The following is a 14,721-nucleotide window of genomic DNA, read 5'->3' on the forward strand; positions in this document are numbered from 1 at the left end:
AGTTCTACTAAGTATGTCAATTTCATGGCATATCAAATTCATGACATAATTTGTAACATTCTCCCCAGATTTGTCCTACTTTCAGGGTGAATATTCAAAATTTAAATTATTCTTAATTATCCGCTGTCAAGCGCGGCTTCAAACTTTCACGCGTAACTATCTCTCAATCAACGATATTCTCATCGCATTCCATAATCCTCATCTGGTATTTAAAAATGATTCTCCCGGCACAATAATTGCACTTTTGATTTTACAGGAGAAATCATGCCCGAAAATAATATTAAACTTCTAATAGCATCCAACTCCAAGCTTTTTCTGGATGGAATACGGAAGGTCCTGGAGAATGAAGACAATATTGAAATAATAGCGGAAACTTTAAATATAAAAGAATTAAACCGTTTGCTTAAAGATTACAGCCCCGAAGTCGTATTCATAGATAACAGAGAGTTTAAGCTCAACATCGAAAAACTGCTGCGCTCAAGAATTATAAAGAACAACCAAGTCAGGATTATCCTCTTTACACAGGGAAATGCAGAGGGCCAGGATTCACCGAACCTGGTAAACGTAAATCATGAAACGACTACTTCGGAGCTCGTAAGCATAATTAAATGCGGAACCGGAGAGAAAAAAGACTCGGGCGGCGCGGGGCAGGATAAAATTGAATATCAAAATATTACAAAAATGGAACACAGGATTATAAAATTTATTGCCGCGGGCGACAGCAATAAAGAGATAGCCGAGAAGCTCTCGATCAGTGAAAAGACGGTTAAGGCTCACGTATCCAGCATATTTGAAAAACTAAATATTAATAACAGGTATCAGCTTATGGTGTTCGGGAGGAGAAACAAGAAGAATCTGGAAATGTATGTTCAGGTATGAATCCCCACACCGTGATATTTAAAACCCGCTTCTTCGAGCTTTTTCGGATCATAAAGATTTCTGCCGTCAAAGATTACATAATCTTCCATGAGTTCTTTCATTTTGAGAAAGTCCGGCTGTCTGTACTCGCTCCATTCCGTGCTTATCACAAGGGCGTGCGACCCCTGACAGCTATCGTAATTCGATTCAGCGTAACCGACCTTGTCACCGAAATAGCTCCTCGCGTTATCCATTGCCACCGGGTCGTGCACCACTACCTGAGCCCCGTGAGAGATAAGCTTGTCGATAATATATAAAGAAGGCGCTTCCCTTATATCGTCCGTCTGGGGTTTGAAAGACAGTCCCCAGACCCCGACTTTCTTGCCGCCAAGCTCGCCGCCGAAATGATTTTTGATTTTTTCCCAGAATAGCTCTTTCTGTCGAGTGTTCACTTCGTCAGTCGCTTTGCATACCTTCAAATCATATCCGAGGCCCGAGGCTGTGCTGAGCAGCGCCTTTACGTCCTTGGGGAAGCAGGACCCGCCGTAACCTATGCCGGGGAATAGGAAATGACGCCCTATTCTCGAGTCCGAACCTATCGCTACCCTTATCTCCGATATATCAGCTCCTACAAGCTCGCACAGGTTAGCGACGTCGTTCATAAACGAAATCCTGGTTGCCAGCATTGCGTTCGCGGTATATTTCGCCAGCTCGGATGATCTGATAGAAACAACGATCGCCCTGTCGCCCGATCTCATGAAGGCCGAATAAAGCTCCTTCAGTATCCCGCCGACCGCGGGCTTATCGACCCCTATTATCACTCTGTCGGGCTTCATGAAATCCTCGACGGCGGCCCCTTCTTTTAAAAACTCGGGATTTGACGCCACATCGAACTCCGTGTCGGTAGTTTTCCTGATTTCCTCGCGAATCATCTCTGTTGTTCCCACGGGGACGGTACTCTTCGTAACCACAATTTTATAGTCATTAAGGTTTTCTCCGATGGACCGGGCGACACTGACCACCGCGTCCATGTTCGCTGAGCCGTCCTGGTTAGGAGGCGTGCCCACCGCGATGAAAACGATAAAAGAATTTCTTATCGCGGAGCCGATATCGGTCGTAAAATGCAGCCTGGACTCCTTCACGTTCTTCTTTACAATATCCTCGAGCCCGGGCTCATAAAACGGGATGCGGCCGTTTTTCAGGCTTTCTATTTTTTCCTCGTCTATATCCACGCAAATTACATTATTACCGCTTCCAGCCAGGCATGCTCCGGTGACCAGTCCTACGTAGCCTGTTCCGATTACGCTCAGATTCATACTAAACTCTCCTGTTCATATATTTGGAAGAAATATTATAGGTTACCATAAGGGAAATTTTGTGTCCCGAGAAAAAGGTGACTGCTTAATTTAGTCGTTTTTTGATACTTATTCAATAAAGGCCGAGGCGTTTTCCGGAAAACGGGAATTTTTCGGGATTTGTAATTAACTCACCAATCCGTGGCGGAATCCGAACAGGATGAGCTCGGACCTGTTCTTAACCTTGAGCTTTCTGAATACCTTATACAGATGAAACTTGACCGTCTTCTCGCTTATATACAGCTCATTCGCGACGTCTTTATTCGTGTAGCCGTTAAGAACCAGTTTTACAATCTTTATTTCGGTTTCGGTGAGATCGTATATCTCCCCTTTGCCTTTAATCCCCTTTGTCGAATATGTCGTGCCGTCAAGCACCTTGCCCATCAACTTTCTCTCGACCCAAAGCTCTCCGTTATAGACCGAATTTACGGCTTTTATCAGATGATTCGAATCGGTGTCTTTGACAAGGTAGCCCCTGACGCCGGATCTAATGGCGTTTATGAGCAGGTTTTCGTTGTAGTCACTATCTATTATTAATATAACCTTCGCTTCCCTGTTCTTTTTCATCAAGCCCAGTATCCTGTTCAGGTTCAGGCCCTTGATTTCCACATCGAGAAGCAGGATATCGAAGACCGATTCCTCGCAGGACTGAATCAGGTCAATCAGGTTGGAAACCCTGGAAACGACGTCTATGCTCTGATTCTCTTCCAGTATCTTTGAAATTCCCTCCCTCAACAACGGGAAATTACACGCCACCGCCGTCTTTATGGATTCGGCATTATTGTTCGAAGCTGCTTTCTGCTGTGACATTCCCGTTTGCCCCCCGCCGCATGTAATATGAACAAGGTCGAAAAATCAAATATTCATAGGATGCTGCGAGTCATATTTCATGAGGTTTTAAATATATTACAATACCAAAGTTTTAAAATGTCAACATACTTTGGTTAGAAAGCCTGTATCGCGGCGTTCCGAATTGTGAAAAATCATATCTTTCGGCAAAAATTCTTCCCGGGGCATTGGGTTACAAAACCGTTAAGCTCAAGGGACAACAGAAGAGAGAGAACATTGGATGACTCAAGACCCGTAAGTTTTATAATATTGTCAACATGTATCGCTTCTGCGCCCAGAACCGAATACACGGCCTTTTCCTTATCGGAAAGTAAAGGCAGAACCGCCTCCGGGCGCTCGCCGGATTCCCCGCTTTTGAGATTTTTCAATATCTCGATCTCGCCGAGGACATCATCCACCGTTTCCACAAGCTTGGCGCCTTTCTTAAGAAGCCAGTTAGTACCGCGGCTAAGCTTCCTGTCTATGTTGCCCGGAACGGCGAATACTTCCTTGTTCTGATCAATCGCGAATGAAGCGCTTATAAGGGAGCCGCTCTTCTCAGATGCCTGAACCACCAGCACGCCGAGCGAGATACCGCTTATAATTCTGTTTCTCCGCGGGAAATTCTGGGCAATGGGCGGTGTGCCTATAAGAAATTCCGACAGCAGCGCGCCCTTCTCGGATATATCCTTGTAAAGCTTTTTGTTCTCAGGCGGATACACTACGTCCAGACCGGAGCCCAGAACCGCGATTGTGCGCCCGCCCCTCTTTAGGGCTTCTTCCTGAGCAATCGAATCTATTCCCCGGGCCATTCCGCTCACCACGGTGACTCCGAGCGACGCGAGCTCGCCCGCGATTGATTCCGTAACCATCCTTCCGTATCTGTCGGGGAGTCGCGAACCCACAATCGCGATTGAGACTTGATCCTCGGGAATCATTTCCCCCTTCATGTAGAGAAAAGGCGGCGGGTTATATGTTTGAATGAGAGGCTTGGGGTAACGGGGATCATTCAGCGGAAGAAACGAAAATCCCGATTTCTTATATTTTTCTAACTCGCTTTCTACCCTATCCCAGTCACTGAATCCATAAATAGCGTCTACAATCTTTTCTCCTATACCCTCGATGCCTGTCAGCTCTTTCTTTGAGGCCTTAAATACGGATTCGGCGCTATCGAATCTGGTGAACAGGCTCTTAGTAAGGACGTCGCCCAATCCGTTAACCAAGTTGAGAGCAAGCCAGTATCTCATGTCTCTTTGCATTGAGAAAGAAGTATTAACACCATTTACCGAGTTCAGTCAAGAAAGAGGCGCGTCAGCTTACCTCAGCCCTCACCGAGCTTCTCATCAAGGCTCTTCATCTTTCCTTCCATCGTGTAGGGCTTGTCGGTCCTCTCGCTCAGCCTGAGCGAGGTGCTTATTCTCTCTACTCCCTTTCCCTTGAGAGCGTCATGACATTTCTTAACGAGCGGAATAATATCCTCCCACCCGCACTCGATATTAGTGCCCATGGAGTGGGATTCATACCTGAGGCCGCTCTCTTTAATAACCCTCATGACTTCCGCCACGTAATCCGAGAGCGAGGTCCCGACCCCTATCGGTATTATGCTCAGCTCTATAATCATCGGTTTCTCCCCTTTGCCTGCCTGGTTTTAAGAAAATGATACTCCGTAAAGTCCCTTTTTGCATAAACCTATACATTCGCTAATCTTTTTAAGAGGGTATGTACAGCCAAAAACCGGATAAAGGGGGTCGAACATGAAAAGTTTTACCGAGTATCTGTGGTTCAACACAAAAAAGAGAAGGGAAATTGTTCATATTACGGATACGGTGAGGGAGATCGTCCGCAAAAGCGGGGTAGAAGAGGGTTTTGTGCTCGTATCCGCAATGCATATTACAGCCGCCGTTTATGTAAACGACCTCGAGGACGGGCTCATTGAGGATATTTGGGAATGGCTCGAGCAGCTCGCGCCCTACCGCACTGACTACAGACACCACAAAACCGGGGAAGACAACGGAGACGCCCATCTTAAAAACCTCATAATGCACCATCAGGTAATGGTGCCTATCACTGAGGGAGACCTTGACCTCGGTCCCTGGCAGAGGGTGTTCTACGCGGAATTCGACGGGCAGCGGAAGAAAAGACTCGTGGTTAAGGTGCTGGGTGAATAATTAAAAAACAGAGGGATATCCGCGCTGAATCCTATATACTGAGAATATGGGCATGGACAAAGATAAAGAAAAAATTAAATACAGATTCTTCATAGACAAAAGGGGTAACTGGTTTCAGGACGGAATAAAGATTCAGCACAGACTGACCTACCTTTACAATAACAGGCTTCTCGACCGGGACGGGCAAGGGAGGTATTACGTCGATGAAGGAAGCGGCAAGCTGTACGTAGAGGTCGAGGATACGCCTTATGTAGTGAAAATGGTCAATAAACGGGGAGAGGACATCTATTTAATCTTAAACGACGAAACGGAAGAAAGACTCGATTTCGGAAATTTGTATATCAACGGTGAAAACATACCCTACACGAAAGTCAAAAACGGGAGATTCGAGGCCAGGTTCCTGAGGCCCGCTTACTACGAGCTTATGAAATACGCAAAAAAGGATGGCGGCGAATACTTTATCGAGCTCGGCGACTCGAAAAACTATTTAAAAAGAGAATAAAAGTCGCTACTCAAGGGAGCTTATCAATCTCACTATTATCTCATCGGATAAAAGCGCCCCTTTTTTGGTCAGGCGTATCGTTTCATCAGTAAATTCGACGAAACCGTCCTCACAGAGGGATTTCATCCGTTCCCTGCCGGGCGCAACTCCGTACTTCCCGCTCAGAGAAGGGATATCAATACCCTCATTCAGTCTGAACCCCATTATGATCTCATCTTGAAGAGCCTCCTCCCGGCTAAGCTCCTCGGTGAAATCAAGCGGCATTTTACCCTCTCCGACTGCCTTCATATAAAGGGCCGGACTTCTCAGATTCGCCCATCTCCTCCCCCACAGGGAAGGTCCTGAACTCTTCATGTGAGAATGGGCGCCAGCCCCGATACCCAGATAATCCTCTCCCTTCCAGTAGAGCAAATTGTGCCTGCACTCGTATCCGGCTCTGGCGTAGTTCGATATTTCGTACTGTCCGTAGCCCGAATCCTCGAGAAAATCGGTCGTGTAGCTTATGAATCGGGAAAGGGCTCCCTCCGCGGGCAATCTCAATTTCCCGGCTCTGAACTGTCTGCCGAACTCGGTGCCGTTCTCAATGGTCAGGCAATAAGCCGAAATATGAGTCGACCCGAAACGTACCGCCTCCCTCAGGTCCTCATCCCATTCAGCTAAGGTCTCGCCTCTCGTGCCGTACATGAGGTCCAGGTTATAATTCCCGAAACCCGCCCGAACGACGTCCTCGAGAATTCTCCTCGAATCCCGGGGGGAGTTTATTCTGCCCAGAAATTCCAGCTTCCTTTCGGAAAACGACTGTACACCGACGCTTATCCTGTTTACGCCCGCTCGACGAAGATTCCTTAGCTTCTCCCCGTCGGCGGTCTTGGGATTAACCTCGAGGGAAATCTCAATATCCCCGGAGGGTGAAGCCGTTTCAAGGATTTTCAATATAATTTTTTCTATATTGCGCGGATCGAACAGAGACGGAGTGCCGCCCCCGAAAAAGATCGAAGTCAATCTTGTGCCCCGAAGCTCCTTCTCGTACAATTCAATCTCGCGAAGAAGGGTTTCGGTGTATTCTTTCTCCGGGAAGCGGTCCCCTACTCCGTATGAATTAAAATCGCAGTAAGGGCACTTTTTCACGCAGTAGGGAATGTGAATATACAAGCCTAAAGCCATTTTGGTATTTTACGGGAGTGGATTAAATGTTGCAACGAATATATTTTAGAGTCATATTATTGCTTTAGATTGAAGGATCCGAGAATGAAAAAGGGCTTTGTTATGTTATTTGCAATCTTAAGCCTCCTGGCGGGCTCAATCTCAGACGCTCAGGAGAAAAAGTTACTGAGCCTGGAAGAAGCCATAAACACCGCGCTTGAAAATAACCCCGGAATAACCGTCTCTAACGCCGATATAGAAATATCCAGGGCGCTGGTCAGAAACTCGAAGGCGCCATATTACCCCGAGATAAAATCCAGAATTGTAGTCCCGTTTATCGGAAGGGAATCCGGATTTTTCCTCGATCAGATGATCTGGGATTTCGGTCGGACCTCGAACAGGGTCAAATCGAGCAAGGCTCAATTGAAATCATCCAGATACAACAAGGAAACCACAAAGGACAATATAATTCTCAATACCATAACGAGCTACTACACTGTGCTCTCACAAAAACACTTGAAGGAAGCTTATGAAAAGAAGGTAACGGAGTTTGAAAAACGACTCGACCGCGCAGAAGGATTTTTAAAGGCCGGCAGGGCCTCCCAAATAGAGGTTACAAAGGCGGAGGTCAGCCTCGGGAATGCCCGGCTTGAGTTGCTGGCGGCGGAAAACGACCTTGAAACGGCCAAACTCAACCTGATGGCCGCTATGGGAATAGAAGGAGACTTCGACTTTGAGCTTGCCGATTCTGTAAAATACGGAACGGAGGAATTTAACTTGCGGGACTCGATCGATAAAGCGCTTGAATCAAGATCCGAATTAAAAAGCCTGGAGGCCCGGGAAGCGGCAATGAGGGCGAATCTGGACGCCGCCAAAAAGGAATTTTATCCCCTCATATTCGGGAGGACAGCATACAGGTTTGAGGGAGAAGGCGCGGAAACACCCGGTTTTATAGCCGGTATCGGCCTTCAATTCCCCATATTCGAGGGCTTTTCGAGGTTCGCGGACGTGCAGGACGCGAGGGCTAATTTAACACGCGTGAGCGCGGAGATTGAGAAAGCCAGGACTGATATTCTGTCCGAGGTTAAACAGTTGCACCTTGAACTGAATCTGGCCGAAGAAAATATTGAGGTAACGGAGAGAACCAGAAACTCCACTCAGGAGAGCCTTATGCTGGCGAGGGAAAGATACAGGCTCGACAGGGCTTCCGAGGTAGAGCTTGCCGAAGCGGAATCCCTCTACGCGTCAACCAACGCGACGTACATGCAGGCCCTGTACAATTTTAATATTACCGCTGCCAGGCTTGAGCGGGCCATAGGTGATTTCGATGAGTATGATAAATAAAAAGACAGTTGCGGCGATAGTGATAATCGCGTTATTGGGAATATTTCTTGTCCCACGCTTATTCAGGAGCAATAACACCGGCATAACTTACAGAACGGCCGAAGTCGACAGAGACGACGTTATTTCCCTCATCACGGCCTCGGGTACGATTAACCCCCTTACCACAATTGAGGTCGGAACGCATACCCCGGGGACGATAAAAAATATTTACGTAGATTTCAATTCGGAGGTAAGCGCGGGAGAGCCGCTTGCGGAAATAGACCCCGCTGCGCTCAAGACGGAGCTTAAGAGGGCGGAGGCCAGCAATAAAAAGGCTCAGGCGGATTTCAACATTGCCGACTCGCTCTACAGGACTAACAAGGAGCTCTACGAAAAAAGGCTGATTCCAAAAGAGGAGTTTGATGCGTCCCGGGCGGGCTATTCATCCGCTCTTGCCGCTTACGAGCAGACGAAGGTCGCTCAGGAGATTGCGCAATCGAATCTGGACAACACGACAATCAGGTCCCCCATAGACGGCATAATCCTGTCGAAAAACGTAAATCCGGGAGAGGCTGTCACTCCAGGCGGTAAGCCCCTTTTCGTCGTCGCGGAAAGACTGGACGACATGAAAATAGACACCAGGGTGAGCGAGGCGGATATAGGAATAGTGAGCAGCGGCCAAAGGGCGTTTTTCAAGGTTGACGCGTACCCCAACGAAACCTTCGAGGGAGAGGTCAGTCAGGTTAGAAACGACCCCGTAATCAACAATAACGTGGTGACCTACAACGTGGTCGTGCTCACCGAGAATAAAGGACTCAAGTTAAAACCGGGCATGACGGCTGATGTAAGGATAGTGGTAGCGGACAAAAAAGACGTCCTCAGGGTTCCCACTTCCGCGCTCAGATTCATCCCGCCCTCCTCCGCGAATATAAAGGAAAGGCCCGACGAGCTGACCGAATCTTCTTTTGTCTGGATCCCTCTCGGCGAGGGACAGATAGGAGCGGTACAGGTCACGCCCGGCGTGAGCGACGATACCTACACGGAGATCGTAGGGGGCGATTTAAAAGAGGGCCAGAATGTAATCATCGAAGCCGGGTCCGGCGCAAAATCGGGGAGCAACTCATCCCTTCTTCCGCAGCCCAGGAGATTCTGAAGGATGGGTGAAAACGGCAAAGTCATCGTAACGAAAGACATCCACAAGATATATAACCTCGGGGACGTGCAGGTCCACGCACTTAGAGGCGTTTCGATCGACATCGATGAAGGGGAATTCGTATCGATTATGGGAGCCTCGGGCTCAGGCAAGAGCACATTTATGAACATAATCGGCTGCCTGGATAAGCCGACCGAGGGGAATTATTATCTGGATGACAATAAAGTTTCGGAACTCGATAGTGACGAACTGGCCGATATAAGGAACAGGAAAATCGGATTCGTCTTCCAGAGCTTTAACCTCCTGGCCAGAACCTCAGCTTTTGAGAACGTAGAGCTTCCAATGATCTACAACAATACGCCGACAAAAAAGAGGGCGGCGCTTGCCTGCGAGGCGTTATCACGGGTCGGTCTCGACGGGAGGGAGAGCCATCTCCCGTCGCAGCTTTCGGGCGGGCAGCAGCAGCGGGTCGCAATAGCCCGGGCAATAGTCAATGAACCGAGCATAATTCTCGCGGACGAGCCTACCGGTAATCTCGATTCCCAAACGAGCGCGGAGATAATGGATATATTCCAGGCGCTGAACGAACAGGGAAAAACGATAATCATAATCACACACGAACACGATATCGCGGAGTACGCGGAGAGAATCGTAGTTTTCAGGGACGGATGCGTGTTCGAAGAAAAAAGAAAAGGGAGCCGGAATTAAAATAGTCAGGATTTACTCTCGACCGTAAAACAAATGAATTTCCTAGCAGCCCTTAAGGTTTCGTACAGAGCCATAAAAACCAATAAAATCAGGTCGATGCTTACGACTCTGGGAATAATAATAGGAGTCGCCGCAGTCATATCCTTAGTAGCTCTCACGCAGGGCGCAAACAGGATGATAGAAGAGCAGCTTACCAGCCTCGGGGGCAAATCGCTTTTTATCAACCCGGGGAAAAGGGGCGTCGGGGTGCAGGAAAGCGCGATCACGCTTACGGCCGATGACGCCAGGGCCATAGAAGAATTGAGCACGGTGAAATACGTCTCCCCCATGCTAGATGCGCCGGAGCAAATTGTATGGGGCAACAGGGACTGGTTTACGGTCGTCGTCGGAACATCCCCGGACTTCGTATTTATAAACGACTGGTACACGGAATCGGGCGTTTTCTTCAACCATGAAGACGTAGAAAGGGTAGAAAACGTTTGCGTACTCGGAAAAACCGTAGTCAATAACCTGTTCGGATACAGAGACCCTGTCGGAAAGACGGTGAGAATAGGTAAAAACTCCTTCAGGGTAATAGGGGTTATGAGCTCCCTCGGACAGACGACAGGGGGAAGGGATCAGGATGACATAGTTCTCGTTCCCTACACGACGTTTCAAAAAAGAGTCCTGGGTACAGACAGCCTGGAAACGATATCCGTGTCGGTGCAGAAGCCCGCAGACATTCCGGTCGCCGAGTCCCAGATCAAGGTTCTTCTCAGGCAGAGGCATAAAATCGGCCCCGAGGAAGAAGATAATTTCTATATAAAATCCCAATTCAGCGTAATTCAGAGAATTTTCACGATTTCAAACATAATGACGGTTCTTCTCGGAAGCATAGCTTCGATTTCCCTCATAGTGGGCGGGATAGGGATCATGAATATTATGCTCGTCTCGGTAGGCGAAAGAACAAGGGAAATCGGTATCAGGATGGCGGTAGGAGCTAAACAGAGAGATATACTGGCTCAGTTTCTAATCGAGGCGATAATGTTATCGCTTGTGGGGGGACTGATAGGTATTTCAGTCGGGGTAGTAGGTTCTAAAATCGCTTCTTCGTTTACGGGATGGCAGAGCGTGATATCGATTGAGTCCGTATTACTATCCTTCGGATTCGCCGCGCTGATCGGGATTTTCTTCGGCATATACCCCGCGCGCAAGGCCTCGAAGCTCGATCCGATAGAGGCTCTGAGGTATGAGTAGAAGACATTCTTCCGCTATTTCGCAATCCTCAGTAGTCGATCTGCATAAATCCTTCACCGCCGACGCCGAAGTCATCCAGCTGGTCTCCGTTGACATCCCTTAGACCCTCGAACACAATGCCGAAATCGGAATCGCCTTCACCGCCTGTAAGAACAATATCGGCTTCCCCCGCGGATACAACCGCGGGAAAATCATCGCGTCCGAAGAATACAAAAGCTGCTCCCGGCGGGCTGCCCGGCGCGCCGACTCCAAAATCCGCATTGCTTATCTCGAACTCAAGAACGATCGCCGTATCTCTCTGTTTTTCCACAATCTCAGGGGTAAGAGTGGGAATTACGCTTACCGAAAATCCGAACATGTCGCCCGGGCCGCTTCCGGTAAATTCGGTTTCGACTGTCGGTTCCGTACCGTTTTCAAAAGACTCTCTCAATACCTCTCCGGAGTACAGGAACACGGAACCACTACCCATATCGGTTGAAGGTGCTCCCACTATAACATCCGGTATTCCCTCGCCGTCCTCATCGATATCGCCGTTGCCGGAAATGCTGAACCCGAATTCATCCCCGGCGCTTCCTTCGAGTATCAACACATCTGTCGTATCCGTGGCAAGGTCTCTGCTTTGAAGATCATTTCTTCCCTTTATCACGTAAGCTCTTCCGAGACCCGGAGCCCCTATGCCGAATTCGTTTCTACTGTTGGTGTCGATTCTTCCCAGAAGGGCCAGAGAAAAACCGAATAGTCCGCCCGCGGACTGTCCCGTGAACGTAGCCGTTGCCGTCGAGGCGGGATTCTCGATATTCTGTTGCAAATCAGGCCCTTTGAAGACGTATGCTTTTCCGGTAGAGGCATTGAAAAAAGGCGCGCCCACTATGATGACCCCCGATCCGTTTAGAATTCCTGCCCCGCTCTGTACCGAAAATCCGAAGTTATCCCCGGGATTTTCTCCGACTACCTCAAGATGGTCCACGTCGCCGCCTACAAGATCTATAACGCTCGGAAGATCTCTGCTTCCGAAGACATAATAAACCTTGCCCCTTCCGCCGTCGAACTCGGGGGCGCCTACAACAAGCTCATCCGCCCTCGGGTCCCCTTCGAAATCGGGTGTGCTTGCGAGCGACGCGCCGAACCCGTCAGCGGGATTGCCTATGACGGTAACGTCCGCGTTCGAAACGTCGATCACGGTGCTTCCATCCTCCGTTAAGTCGTTCTGACCGAAGAATATATACACCCTTCCCGCGCAGGGGTCGCCTACGGCTATATCGTTTATTTCTAAATTCTGGTCGTCCAGGTCTCCGTTAAAGTTAGCGCCGGTTACGGATGCTCCGAGGCAGCTTCCCGGTTCCTGGTTTACATACGTAATGTCCTGAAGAGGAGTTGTGAGTTCTGCGACATTCGAAGGTTTCGATGAATTACCAACCTCGTCATTCGTTCGTATTGAATAGAAATATGAGGTCTCACCGCTTATATCCAGCCTGGGCGTCAGAAAGGTTTCCGGGCTTCCTGCGGGCTCGGGTTGCTCAAAATCGGGCACCTGAGTTGCATCATCGAAATTTTCTATTACCGCGGCTTCGATCTCTACGAACGGAACGCCGTCCAGGTTAGGCACGCCCAGTATTTCGGCCACCTGCTCGTCATCCAAAAATCTCGGGAAGTAGATTGTGGCCCTTCCGCTGTTTCCGTTATCGCCGGGCGCAGTCCAGCTGAGAACTCTGGTAACAACATCGGAGGTAAGGTCGGTTATCCTGGCGGGCGGGGTATCGTCGCCTATGGCGCATGAAGTTATAAGTAAAATTAAAGTCAACAGGGTAACACGGTATCTGGATTTCAAATTCCGAATAATTCTCATATAATTTTCCCTTGTGAATTTTATTTGAAATAGAAGATTTTACCGAACTAATGCCATATTTCCAACTGGGATAAAAAGGGATTCAAAAATAACCGGACCCGGATAATCCGGCGAGAAAAATAAACAGTGTTTACCCGTCCTGTGAACTTAGATTGACACGAAAGAACTATTTATTTGATAGGTCCCGACTCCTATGGTAATTTCCCCTAGTTAAAATCTCAATCCCGGAGGGCAGTAATGTGGCAGAAATAGCTTCAGTCCATGCAAGAGAAATTCTCGACTCAAGGGGCAACCCCACTGTTGAAGTGGATATATCATGTGCGGACGGCTCATTCGGAAGGGCCGCTGTCCCCTCGGGAGCATCTACCGGAGAGCACGAAGCTATCGAGCTGAGGGATAACGTAAAAAAGAGGTACCTGGGAAAGGGGGTCGAAAAAGCACTCAGAAACGTAAATAAAATCATCTCCCCAAAAATAATCGGCGCCGAAGTCACAAACCAGAAAATCATAGACCAAATAATGATCGATCTCGACGGCACTGAGAACAAATCGAAGCTCGGGGCAAACGCGATTCTCGGGGTTTCCCTGGCAGCGGCCAAAGCCGCATCAAACTCCCTCGGAATGCCTCTTTACAGGTACCTGGGCGGTGTTGACGCCAATACCCTCCCTGTACCGCTTATGAACATAGTAAACGGAGGAGCGCACGCGGATAACAACCTCGATTTTCAGGAATTCATGATTGTTCCCCTCGGATTTAATTCCTTTTCCGAGGCGATCAGAGCCGGGGTGGAGGTATTTCACAACCTGAAGGCTATATTGCGTAAAAAGGGTTATTCGACCTCAGTCGGAGACGAGGGGGGATTCGCCCCCAATCTGAAATCAAACGAGGAAGCCATAGAATGCATATCAGAGGCCATAGTGAAAGCGGGCTACAAGTTTGGAGACGGCGTCTCTCTTGCGCTCGATGTCGCGTCGAGCGAGTTCTTTAAAAACGGGAAATATACCGTAGAAGGCAAGAAGATAGGGAGGGACGAGCTGATTAAACTTTACGGCGCCTGGGTAGACAGATATCCGATTATCTCCATAGAGGACCCTCTCGGCGAGGACGACTGGAAAGGATGGAAAACATTGACAAAGGAGCTCGGAGACAGGGTACAGCTGGTGGGGGACGACCTTTTTGTCACGAATACAAAGAGACTCAGGAGGGGTATAAAGGAAAAAGTCGCGAATTCCATTCTCGTAAAAGTCAATCAGATAGGGTCGCTCACGGAGACTCTCGAAGCCATAAGGATGGCACAGGACGCGGGATATACATATATCATATCCCACCGCTCCGGAGAGACCGAGGATTCCACGATCGCGGACATAGCTGTAGCCACCAATTCGGGACAAATCAAGACCGGCTCTGCTTCCAGAAGCGACCGTATCGCAAAGTACAATCAGCTCTTAAGGATTGAGGAGGAACTTGGAGAAGGGGCGAATTACCCGGGAAAGTCGGCTTTCAAAACCTAGGTTCGTCCCGGTCGCCGAGCACGCCCGACTTGAAAATCCGATGTCGGTACTTATTTTAGATTCAAGCAGAACTTACGAGTGCCGGTCTAA

At 48.7% G+C, this 14,721-nt stretch carries 14 protein-coding genes; 8 read left to right on the forward strand and 6 right to left on the reverse strand.

Features of this window, described 5'->3' with window-relative positions; translation table 11 throughout:
- Window positions 1–264: 264 nt before the first annotated feature.
- Window positions 265–879, forward strand: coding sequence for a response regulator transcription factor (locus tag RIG61_13415; GenBank protein MEQ9620154.1), 615 nt, complete (start codon window positions 265–267; stop codon window positions 877–879).
- Here the strand turns inward: RIG61_13415 and RIG61_13420 are convergent.
- The 4 genes from RIG61_13420 to RIG61_13435 all read right to left on the reverse strand — a co-directional run bounded on the left by RIG61_13420 (window position 870) and on the right by RIG61_13435 (window position 4,662).
- A complete protein-coding gene (locus RIG61_13420) occupies window positions 870–2,174 on the reverse strand; it encodes a UDP-glucose/GDP-mannose dehydrogenase family protein (protein ID MEQ9620155.1) in 1,305 nt (434 codons plus the stop codon). The genes RIG61_13415 and RIG61_13420 overlap by 10 nt on opposite strands.
- A 165-nt stretch (window positions 2,175–2,339) precedes the next feature.
- Entirely contained in the window at window positions 2,340–3,023 is a 684-nt protein-coding gene (locus RIG61_13425; GenBank protein MEQ9620156.1) for a response regulator transcription factor, read from the reverse strand.
- A 173-nt stretch (window positions 3,024–3,196) separates the two neighbouring features.
- Window positions 3,197–4,288 carry a DNA-processing protein DprA gene (gene dprA, locus RIG61_13430; GenBank protein ID MEQ9620157.1) on the reverse strand — a complete coding sequence of 364 codons (1,092 nt, stop codon included), beginning with the start codon at window positions 4,286–4,288 and terminating at the stop codon, window positions 3,197–3,199.
- A gap of 74 nt (window positions 4,289–4,362) precedes the next feature.
- Window positions 4,363–4,662, reverse strand: coding sequence for an MTH1187 family thiamine-binding protein (locus RIG61_13435; protein MEQ9620158.1), 300 nt, complete (start codon window positions 4,660–4,662; stop codon window positions 4,363–4,365).
- Window positions 4,663–4,795: 133 nt separating this feature from the next.
- Between RIG61_13435 and RIG61_13440 the strand changes: the two genes are divergently transcribed.
- Window positions 4,796–5,209: a secondary thiamine-phosphate synthase enzyme YjbQ gene (locus RIG61_13440; protein MEQ9620159.1), complete on the forward strand. Its 414-nt coding sequence runs from the start codon at window positions 4,796–4,798 to the stop codon at window positions 5,207–5,209.
- Between the two features lie 52 nt (window positions 5,210–5,261).
- Window positions 5,262–5,711, forward strand: a complete 450-nt coding sequence (locus RIG61_13445) for a DUF1285 domain-containing protein (GenBank protein ID MEQ9620160.1) — start codon at window positions 5,262–5,264, stop codon at window positions 5,709–5,711.
- Window positions 5,712–5,717: 6 nt separating this feature from the next.
- On the opposite strand, the gene hemW is transcribed toward RIG61_13445, so the two are convergent.
- Window positions 5,718–6,875, reverse strand: a complete 1,158-nt coding sequence (hemW, locus tag RIG61_13450; GenBank protein MEQ9620161.1) for a radical SAM family heme chaperone HemW — start codon at window positions 6,873–6,875, stop codon at window positions 5,718–5,720.
- Between the two features lie 84 nt (window positions 6,876–6,959).
- Between hemW and RIG61_13455 the strand changes: the two genes are divergently transcribed.
- Genes RIG61_13455 through RIG61_13470 form a run of 4 tightly spaced genes read left to right on the forward strand, consistent with a single transcriptional unit; the run spans window position 6,960 to window position 11,274 of the window.
- Complete coding sequence (locus RIG61_13455) at window positions 6,960–8,198, forward strand: TolC family protein (protein MEQ9620162.1); 1,239 nt, start codon at window positions 6,960–6,962, stop codon at window positions 8,196–8,198.
- Entirely contained in the window at window positions 8,182–9,330 is a 1,149-nt protein-coding gene (locus tag RIG61_13460) for an efflux RND transporter periplasmic adaptor subunit (GenBank protein MEQ9620163.1), read from the forward strand. The genes RIG61_13455 and RIG61_13460 overlap by 17 nt, the downstream gene beginning before the upstream one ends.
- Window positions 9,331–9,333: 3 nt before the next feature.
- Window positions 9,334–10,038 (forward strand): ABC transporter ATP-binding protein, encoded by a 705-nt coding sequence (locus tag RIG61_13465; protein ID MEQ9620164.1) that lies wholly within the window; start codon window positions 9,334–9,336, stop codon window positions 10,036–10,038.
- A gap of 33 nt (window positions 10,039–10,071) precedes the next feature.
- Window positions 10,072–11,274 (forward strand): ABC transporter permease, encoded by a 1,203-nt coding sequence (locus RIG61_13470; GenBank protein MEQ9620165.1) that lies wholly within the window; start codon window positions 10,072–10,074, stop codon window positions 11,272–11,274.
- A gap of 28 nt (window positions 11,275–11,302) precedes the next feature.
- Here the strand turns inward: RIG61_13470 and RIG61_13475 are convergent, their stop codons facing one another.
- On the reverse strand, window positions 11,303–13,102 hold the full coding sequence (locus RIG61_13475; GenBank protein ID MEQ9620166.1) for a hypothetical protein: 1,800 nt from the start codon (window positions 13,100–13,102) through the stop codon (window positions 11,303–11,305).
- 257 nt (window positions 13,103–13,359) lie between these two features.
- Here RIG61_13475 and eno point away from each other — a divergent pair, with 257 nt between their 5' ends.
- Entirely contained in the window at window positions 13,360–14,631 is a 1,272-nt protein-coding gene (gene eno, locus RIG61_13480; GenBank protein ID MEQ9620167.1) for a phosphopyruvate hydratase, read from the forward strand.
- Window positions 14,632–14,721: the final 90 nt, after the last annotated feature.

This window comes from Deltaproteobacteria bacterium (assembly GCA_040223695.1).
GTDB lineage: Bacteria > Desulfobacterota_D > UBA1144 > Nemesobacterales > UBA2774 > JAVKFU01.